The organism is Flavobacterium sp., assembly GCF_043722275.1.
Lineage (GTDB): Bacteria > Bacteroidota > Bacteroidia > Flavobacteriales > Flavobacteriaceae > Flavobacterium.
In genome coordinates, this window is record NZ_JAYSPC010000018.1 from 1 (window position 1) to 1,509 (window position 1,509).

The 1,509-nt window shown below is 34.1% G+C and carries 3 protein-coding genes; all 3 read right to left on the reverse strand.

Annotated features, from left to right (window positions below; translation table 11 throughout):
• Positions 1–221, reverse strand: a 221-nt coding sequence (locus ACHZDT_RS02825; protein ID WP_394773148.1) for a hypothetical protein, incomplete at its 3' end; no start/stop codon positions are given.
• An 82-nt stretch (positions 222–303) separates the two neighbouring features.
• Positions 304–822, reverse strand: coding sequence for an IS630 family transposase (locus ACHZDT_RS02830; RefSeq protein ID WP_394773149.1), 519 nt, complete (start codon positions 820–822; stop codon positions 304–306).
• Positions 823–845: 23 nt separating this feature from the next.
• On the reverse strand, positions 846–1,370 hold the full coding sequence (locus ACHZDT_RS02835) for a transposase (RefSeq protein ID WP_394773150.1): 525 nt from the start codon (positions 1,368–1,370) through the stop codon (positions 846–848).
• Between the last annotated feature and the right edge of the window lie 139 nt (positions 1,371–1,509).

Consider the following 1,509-nt stretch of genomic DNA (forward strand, 5'->3'; position numbering starts at 1 on the left):
GTTACATTATCTTTAAGAATTTGCCTTCCATTTATGTCTCTTAATTCAATGCTTGCATTTGAATAATTATTGGGCAGGAGGAATGTAATGGTCGTGGATTTGTTTATTGGGTTACCGCTAATTGGTTTTATAGATAATTCACTTTCATAATCTGATGGTTTTCCCATTCGGTTAATTGTCCCAACTCCGTTGGCATTGAGGTTTGAATAGGTGAACCACATGAAAAATGATTTTTGACAATTTGTTGTGAAGCCTGAAAAATCAGAATTATATTGAGTTTCAGCAGCAGTTAATACTAAACCGCTAACAAGTAGCTGAATTTATCCAATCAAAATTGCACATTGAACTAATAATGCTTTTTTCATTGTGCAAATCGCATAAGGCAACTCCTAATTGATTATCTACTTCATCAAGTGAATTGAACGTATAGTTATTAAATTCTTTTTGTTCACGTATGTAATCCCAAATATGTTCTGTTGGATTTAATTCTGGAGAGTAAGCAGGCAAAGGTAATATTGATATATTTTCAGGAAGTTTCAATTTATTTGTAGTGTGCCAACCAGCTGAATCCATTATCATAATTATTCTATAATGCGGAAAGCTTATACTAGTTTCTTCTAATAATGCATTCATTGCTTCGGTATTACAAAATGGAGAAATGATAGAACATGTTTCTCCTGTTTGCGGACAAACTGTTGTAAACGCATATAGATATTCCCTTATTGCTTGTTTTTTGACTATGGCTCTATCTGGTCGATGTACCCAGCACTTACGAACATGGTTCATTCTTCCAAATGCTGCCTCATCTTCAAAAAAGACCATCAAAGGTCTATTGTCATTATCTTTTATTCTGGCGGTAGCCAGTATTTCCGGGAGTTTTTTTTAAACTCCTCTTGCTTTTCTTTGTTTTTCTTTGGATGTTCTGGGCGAGGCATTTTCTTTTTCCAGTTATGTCGTTTGAATAAATCCCAGATATAATCATCAGAAACAGCTTTGCCTACTTTTGTTTCTACTATTTTACGGATGTGTTTTGCAACTAAAACTTTGCCGTCTTTCGCTTTTATTTTTAAATCCCTCATCATTTTTTCTTCGTCTTCAAAACTCATGTGAGAGGTTGCAGACCTTCTTCCGCCCCATTTAAGACTATCTGTAAAACCTGCGCCTTCTTTATTATAGAGTTCAACAACTTTATATACTTTACTTTTTGTAACTCCTAAAAAAGCAGCATACTCTTCGGCTTTCTTATTTGGATTAAATGACACTGATAGTAATATTTGCCAGTAACTTCTTTGATGTATATTATTACACGCAGTTAATTTACCTGATAATTCAGCAGTGGTTAAATGTGGATTTAGTTGTAATATTCGCATACTGCAAATATACACTTTTTGTTTATCTTGTTAGCGGTTTAGTATTAGGACATGGGCTACACCAAAAAAACGATGTTTCGCGATGAGGGTGAATAGGATTTAAATATTTAGTTGCAGGTGGATCAATTGACGCAGATCT